Raw genomic sequence first — 6127 nt, 5'->3', positions numbered from 1 at the left:
CCCGCTGCGCGCCCCCGCCCCGCGCCGCCCGCTCTCCCGCCGCACCCTGATCGCGGGCGCGGCGGCCGCCGCGCTCCCCGTCTCGGGCGGCGCCTCGGCGCTCTGGGCCACCGGAAACCTCCCCGGCTCGGGCTCGGGCTCCGGTCGCCGTACTGCGGCGCCTGGCCCCGGGCGGTCTTCCCGCCCGCCCGGCACCCCTCCGGCCCCGCTGTGGTCGGTCCCGTCCCCGTTCTCCGCCGCCCCGGCCGTCGCCTCCGACGAGGTCCTGATCCACACGGGCGACGTCCTGCGCGGCATCTCGACCGCCGACGGCCGGACCCTGTGGGAGACCCAGACCGCCAAGGTCGACGTGGCCGTGGCAGGCGACAAGCTCGTCGGCTCCGTCTTCGACGACGACGGCAACGCGAGTGCGGGATACCTGGACCCACGCACCGGCCGGCTCGCCACCGACGCGGCCAACCCGGCCGTCCTGGGCGATCTCGCCCAGACCACGCAGCTCCTGGCCGCAGATGCCGAATGCCTCTACTTCAAGGCGTACTTCAGATCCGGCGACCGGCAACAGCAGGAGCAGGCATGGCTGCTCTCCTACGAACTGGGCGCCCGGAAACTGCGCTGGCGCACGCGCATCGAAGGAGCCGTCCTGGACTCGCTCGGCTCCCTCATGATGTCGTCGGTCATCTCCGGCGGCCGCATGACCTGCTCGGATCCCGCACGCGTCTTCGCCGTAGACCTCCGAGACGGCCGCGTGTTGTGGGCCTGCCGGGTCCGCACCGACCAGGAGGCCGCGTCGCCGAACCAGTCGGGAGGGATCAACCCTCCTGTCGCCTCGGACCGCCACGTCTTCGACTTCGAGGAGCGGATCACGGCGGTGGACCTGGTGACGGGAGAAGTCGCCTGGAAGCTGGAGCCGGAGGGCACGAAACTGCTGAGCGCGCCCGTCTGCGTCAACGGCGCCGTGTACGTCGCGGACGGGGCGCTCCAGGCGTTCGACGAGTCGACCGGGAAGAAGGTGTGGACCCACGACCCGGGCGCGTACGTCTCCATGCTGGCGGCTCCCGCCCCGTTCCGCGGGGAGCTCTACGCGGCGGTCGGCGGCGACGGTCAGGCGGTCGTCGCGGTGGACGTCGCGGCCCGCCGGGTCGCGTGGACGCTCGCTGCGGGGGCCGTGAACATGCCCGACGGCCCCACGATGATCGTCCAGCGCGGCAACCGGCTCTACCCCCAGACCGTCGACCGCCTCGCGGCCGTACCGCTCGATTGACGTCCGTCGCGACCCCGCCGGCTGTGGCCCGGATCAGACGCGGAAGCCGGCGTACGCCATGCAGCACAGCGTGTCAGTTCCACGACGGCCCGGACCGCCCACCGCCGGTCAGCGGCCCGGCGGGGTGAGGCCGGCTCCTCGGGGCGCCGGTCCTGCTCCCGGCCGGACTCCTCGCCCACCGGCTCCCCAGGCACAGCACTCACCGGTGCACCGTACCCCCGGCCCGCCCGCCCGGAGCGCACCGGCGATGACTCACGCGCATGCCGCGCCGCGCCGGGCGGTTGCATCCCCGAGGTCGCCGCCGCCCTCGCCGCCGCGCAGAGCCGGCAGGGGCCGGCCGTCACCACGGGACGCCGGACGGCCGAGCGGCGGCCGGGTGTCCGTGAGCGTCGCAGGTGGCCCGTCCGGCTGCCTGCGGCAATCAGTCCCGTCCGACGATCCCGGCTTCCCAGGCGAGGACCGCGGCCTGGATCCGATGCTCCAGTCCAAGTCTTTGGAGCAGGCGTGAGACGTGTGTCTTCACCGTGGTGATGGACAGGTGGCACCCATCGGCGATCCGCTGGTTGTTGTGCCCGCCACCGATGAGGGCCAGCATCTGCCGCTCCGTGTCCGTGAGGTTGCCGATCCTCTCGCGCAGATCATGGGAGCCCGCGGAATGACGTTCCCGAGTCAGCGTCTGCATGATCTTCGAGTCGAGGACGTTGCCGCCGGCCGCCACGGTCCGCACCGCGTGAGCCAGCTCGTCAGGACCGCAGTCCTGCACGACGAAGCCCGAGGCTCCGGCGCGGAGCACGTCAAGAACCCTCCCGTCCGGGCTGGCGGTGGTCACCGCGAGAACCCTCGGAGGGAAGCCGAGCCCCAACAGCTGACGGGTGGCATCGACCGCACCCTGGCCGGGAAAGCACACATCCATGATCACGACATCGGGCTGATACTCCTTGGCGGCTTTGACGGCCTGCACAGCATCCGCCGCTTCACCCACAACCACCATCGCATCGACGGCCTCCACTACTGGGCGCAGGCCGGACCGGTCATGGCTTTCGACGATCAAGACGCGACTCACGCGCTTTCCTTTCATCCCGGCGTTGCGACGCCGCTGCGAGTTGGCGCCGTGACCAGTACCCCCCGCGGCACCCGGCATATCCGGCCCGGACCGACTACAACGCCCCCGGCCCAACCGACTCGCTCTGCCCAGCGACCAGGTATGACCGAACAGCGCAACCGGCCCCAGCGGCGGCGGCCTCGATGTCATCAGTGGTGCCGTGAAAAGTGCCGTACGCGGTGATGACGGCGGCCGCGTACGCAGGGGTCTGGAGCAGGCCAGGATCACGTGGGAGCAGTACACGCTGAACTGGCGGGTGCGTTCCAGCAGAGGGGCGATCTCCTGCTGGAGACCGGCCAGGCCGGCCCGGTTCAGGCACTTCCACTCCACGTGCATGGAGTTTGCGCTGCGGGCGGCGGCGATCACGGCCTCGGCCTGGCCGTCGGCGCCGCACGCTGCGCGCCACGCGCGGATGTCGGCGTCGGAGTGCGCGGCCCGGCTGTGTTCGGTCCGGGAGGTCTTGGCCGAATACCAGCCGCAGGCCTGGGACAGCTGGTGGCCGCCAGGCCCGCGTCCAGCCGCAGGTGCCGCAGGCGCGTGGCGAGGGCGGTGCGGGCGGCTTGGGCGCTGGACAGGGGCGAGGACATGGGTGCGGGGTCAGGGCTTGTATTCGTCGTAGGGGACGGCGCGTTCCCAGACCGCGGTGAACGCTGATGCGCACAGCGCGGCCGCGGTCGGGGCGTCGGACATCTCACCGCCAGCTCGGGTGCCGTTGCCGGTGAAGTGGTTCCAGAGGATGAGGCGGCCGTCGATCAGCCATCAGGCGTTCCCGGGCAGTGAGATGTCGGAGGTGTGGCGGCGGGGCAGGTAGCGGATCTCGACCACCAAACGACGCCCGATGGGCGGCATCGCACCAGCGTTCAGGCTCCGAAGACGCGGAGCACACGCGGAGCGTTGGGCAGGTCTTCGGGGACGGGGGCAGTGCCGGTCAGGGGCATCAGGTACCCGTTGGCGCAGTCGCCGGGCTGCTGATGGTCGACCTCCCAGTCCCAGCCAGCCGGCAGCGCGGGGGAACTCGTGGCGTAGAGCGGCTGGCGGCAGGAGCGACACCAGTAGAACGACCGGTCCCTCACACCACCGCTCCCTTGCGCAGACTCGGCACGCGGGCGGCGACTGCGGGCGGCAAACCCCGAGCGGGCAGGCTGTTGCAGTCCGGACAACGGGAGCCCGACCCGGGAAAGCGGAATCCATCATTCACATCAGCTGAAACGATCCGCCAGCCTCCACGTCACCCCTCTCGGACGAAGATCGACCGCCTGCCAGCGGAACACCCCGACGCGGCCGGACCCGCAAAGTGAACTGCGACCTCCGGGCGCAACCGGGACCGTGGCATTCGGGCGCGCGCCCATCGTCGTACGCAGCGCAGTGCGCAGGTGAATGAGGGCGTCGAAGTCTGCAACCGTGGGACAGCCACCGGCCCGGCCGCAAGGCCAGGGTGCCCGGCGGCGAAGGGCAGTGCCTGCGGTTCTGCGGGCAGGTTGGGGACAATCAGGCCGGGTTGATGTCTCCGCCTAGGGGCCCTTCTGGCCCTGGGTGACGTCGAATGAGACGGTCTGGCCCTCAGGAGTTCACGGAAGCCCGGGGAGTTGATCACGGAGCAGTGGGCGAAGACGTCCGGGCCGCCGCCGTCCTGGGCGCTGAAGCCGAAGCCCTTCTCCGCGTTGAACCGCTTCACAGTTCCCGTAGCCATGTCACGCCCTCCAGTCGATGATCACCTCTCCCGACATTCGGAAGGCGGAGGCGATCGCCCTGGCCCCTGCGGCACAGCACAGCAAATCGCCCACACCAAAGGCCAGGCCAAGGGCGATGCCCGCGAGGCCAAGGAGAAGGTCAAGGACACCTTCAAGCGCTGAGACTCCCGCCGCATGCGACGGGGCCGGGACCGCAATGGCGGCCCCGGCCCCGTTGTGCCCGTGTGCCGGGGCGCCGGTCAGGCGGCAGCGGGCTCGGGCAGGCGCAGCTGTGCCTGGCCGAAGAGGAGGGCGTACCCGTCGGGGAGCCGGTGGAGGATGCGGGCGAGGAGGTCGGGGCCGGCGAGGCGTGTGACGACGGCGAGTACGGCGCCGGTGTGCCAGCGGGCGACAGCCGGGCTCACCCCGGTACGGGCCGCCAGGTCTTTGACGAAGCCCCAGCCGGTGAGCTGCTGCGTGTCGGGGATCTGGGCGGTCAGGGTGAGGGCGGCCTCGACGGGCAGGCACTGGGCGAGGCGGACGCGTTCGTCGCCGGTGAGCTGGCGGCCGAGGGCGGCCAGGACGTGGTGGACGGCTTCGGCGGCGCGTTCACGGGTGGGGTAGGCGCCTTCGTAGCGGACGCGTTCCAGCATCTGGTCGAACGTCATGGCGTGATGGGCCGGGTTCGGTCGAAGCTGGTCGTACATGACTGCGGTTGCCTTTCTTTTTCGAAGGGTCCGGTCTTTTTCGAAGGGTCCGGCGTCCGGCCGGTGGAGGTCAGGTGGGCTTGGCGGTCAGGTGGGTCGACGGCCAGGTGGGCTGGGGGTGGCCGAAGAGGAGGTCGTAGCCGGGCGGGAGCTGGAGCAGTACCTCGCGGGTGAGGACGTCGCCCGCGGCGAGGGCCACCGTGGAGAGGACGGCGCCGATGTCCCACAGGGCCGTCGTCTCCGTGGCGCCCTCGATCCACGCCGCGGTCGCGCGGACGAAGCGTTCAGGGGAGAGCGGTTCGGCGGCCTGCAGCGGGTTCAGAAGGATCAGGGCGTAGGTCTCGGGGAGCCGGGCCGCGAGCGCAGCCCGCACGGTGCCGGCCAGATGCGCGCCGAGCAGGGCCAGGACGACACGGGCGACGCGTTCGGCCTCTGCGGTGGTTTCGTACTCGCCTCGTTCCTGGACGTGGGCCAGGAACGACTCCCTGCGCATCGACATCACGTCACCTCCGGGAAGGGGTGAAGGGGTCACAGAGGGGCGGAGGGCGGGGCGCCGGAGGGGGAATCGGCTCTTCCCGCCCTCCGCTGCCGGCTGAAGCGGAAGGGTCAGCCGGAGATCTGCTTGCGGCCGGTCTCGCCACCGATGCTGATCTTGCGGGGCTTGGCGCGCTCGGCGATCGGGATCCGCAGGGTCAGGACACCCGCGTCGTAGTCGGCCTGGATGCGCTCGGTGTCGAGAGTGTCGGCCAGGACGATCTGGCGGGAGAAGACCCCGAGGGGCCGCTCGGAAAGCTCCAGCTTCACGGAGTCGGCCTTCGCGACCGGGCGGCGCTCCGCCCTCACGGTCAGCATGTTCCGCTCGACGTCGATGTCGATCGCCTCGGTGCTCACCCCGGGGAGATCGAAGGCGATCACATACTCGTCGGCCTCGCGGTAGGCGTCCATCGGCATGACGGACGGCTTCAACCACGTGCCCGACGTACCCGACAGCTGCTGGACGATCCGGTCCATCTCGCGGAACGGGTCAGTGCGCATCAACATCGCGAAACACCTCCAGTTGGTTCAGGCAGAAACTGCCAATGCGCTTCAACGTGCCACCGTTGTAGCATGTCGTCGATCCGATGACAAGTTTTGCAGTCATCAAGAGGATGACAGATCACGGAGAGTGCCATGAACGAGGCCGCAGAGCCGACCGCGCCTATCCCCTTCCTTGCCGCCGCGGCGGCACTGGAGGCGATCGACCGGGCCGTCAAGGACGCGCAGCAACCCTCCGCGGGAACGGCTGGCCCGCGCGCAACCGGGGCCGACGCGGGCCTGCACCCGGCCCTGGCCGCACTGATGATGCTGCGCGAGGTCCGCGAGCAGCTCGCCGGCTGGGAGAGCGGCC

The 6127-nt window shown here is 70.9% G+C and carries 8 protein-coding genes and 2 pseudogenes; 3 read left to right on the top strand and 7 right to left on the bottom strand.

Annotation, left to right across the window (positions count from 1 at the left end):
• Nucleotides 1-1261 (top strand): PQQ-binding-like beta-propeller repeat protein (locus ADK52_RS05790; RefSeq protein WP_159045848.1); only part of this gene is annotated, 1261 nt, incomplete at its 5' end.
• A 421-nt stretch (nt 1262-1682) separates the two neighbouring features.
• Here the strand turns inward: ADK52_RS05790 and ADK52_RS42165 are convergent.
• The 4 genes and pseudogenes from ADK52_RS42165 to ADK52_RS39570 all read right to left on the bottom strand — a co-directional run bounded on the left by ADK52_RS42165 (nt 1683) and on the right by ADK52_RS39570 (nt 4053).
• A complete protein-coding gene (locus tag ADK52_RS42165; RefSeq protein WP_053688697.1) occupies nt 1683-2324 on the bottom strand; it encodes a LuxR C-terminal-related transcriptional regulator in 642 nt (213 codons plus the stop codon).
• 636 nt (nt 2325-2960) lie between these two features.
• Complete coding sequence (locus tag ADK52_RS43405) at nt 2961-3116, bottom strand: DUF6879 family protein (RefSeq protein WP_420714804.1); 156 nt, start codon at nt 3114-3116, stop codon at nt 2961-2963.
• A gap of 107 nt (nt 3117-3223) precedes the next feature.
• Nucleotides 3224-3436: a hypothetical protein gene (locus ADK52_RS05780; RefSeq protein ID WP_053688696.1), complete on the bottom strand. Its 213-nt coding sequence runs from the start codon at nt 3434-3436 to the stop codon at nt 3224-3226.
• A gap of 438 nt (nt 3437-3874) precedes the next feature.
• A pseudogene (locus ADK52_RS39570) lies at nt 3875-4053 on the bottom strand (cold-shock protein).
• Between ADK52_RS39570 and ADK52_RS44910 the strand changes: the two are divergent.
• Nucleotides 4001-4216 (top strand): hypothetical protein, encoded by a 216-nt coding sequence (locus ADK52_RS44910; protein ID WP_420714803.1) that lies wholly within the window; start codon nt 4001-4003, stop codon nt 4214-4216. The pseudogene ADK52_RS39570 and the gene ADK52_RS44910 sit on opposite strands and share 53 nt — an antisense overlap.
• Before the next feature lie 77 nt (nt 4217-4293).
• Here ADK52_RS44910 and ADK52_RS05775 read toward each other — a convergent pair whose 3' ends face one another.
• The 3 genes from ADK52_RS05775 to ADK52_RS05765 form a co-directional block, all read right to left on the bottom strand.
• The gene (locus ADK52_RS05775; protein WP_053688695.1) at nt 4294-4740 is read right to left on the bottom strand and encodes a DUF2267 domain-containing protein; all 447 of its coding nucleotides are present in this window, start codon (nt 4738-4740) and stop codon (nt 4294-4296) included.
• A gap of 70 nt (nt 4741-4810) precedes the next feature.
• Entirely contained in the window at nt 4811-5239 is a 429-nt protein-coding gene (locus ADK52_RS05770) for a DUF2267 domain-containing protein (RefSeq protein ID WP_053688694.1), read from the bottom strand.
• A 107-nt stretch (nt 5240-5346) separates the two neighbouring features.
• Complete coding sequence (locus ADK52_RS05765) at nt 5347-5781, bottom strand: Hsp20/alpha crystallin family protein (protein ID WP_053688693.1); 435 nt, start codon at nt 5779-5781, stop codon at nt 5347-5349.
• Nucleotides 5782-5910: 129 nt separating this feature from the next.
• Between ADK52_RS05765 and ADK52_RS05760 the strand changes: the two are divergent.
• Nucleotides 5911-6127: pseudogene (locus ADK52_RS05760) on the top strand (HSP18 transcriptional regulator); the annotation flags it as partial.

Origin of the sequence: Streptomyces sp. WM6372, assembly GCF_001279655.1 — a bacterium.
In the GTDB taxonomy this organism is placed as follows: Bacteria; Actinomycetota; Actinomycetes; order Streptomycetales; family Streptomycetaceae; genus Streptomyces.
Note: the sequence above shows the minus strand (reverse complement) of the source record. Positions and strands in the feature narration are given on the sequence as shown.

Coding starts and splice junctions, on each gene's coding strand:
- ADK52_RS05775 (WP_053688695.1), bottom strand. CDS start 4,740: ATGTACGACCAGCTTCGACCGAACCCGGCCCATCACGCCATGACGTTC.
- ADK52_RS05770 (WP_053688694.1), bottom strand. CDS start 5,239: ATGTCGATGCGCAGGGAGTCGTTCCTGGCCCACGTCCAGGAACGAGGC.
- ADK52_RS05765 (WP_053688693.1), bottom strand. CDS start 5,781: ATGTTGATGCGCACTGACCCGTTCCGCGAGATGGACCGGATCGTCCAG.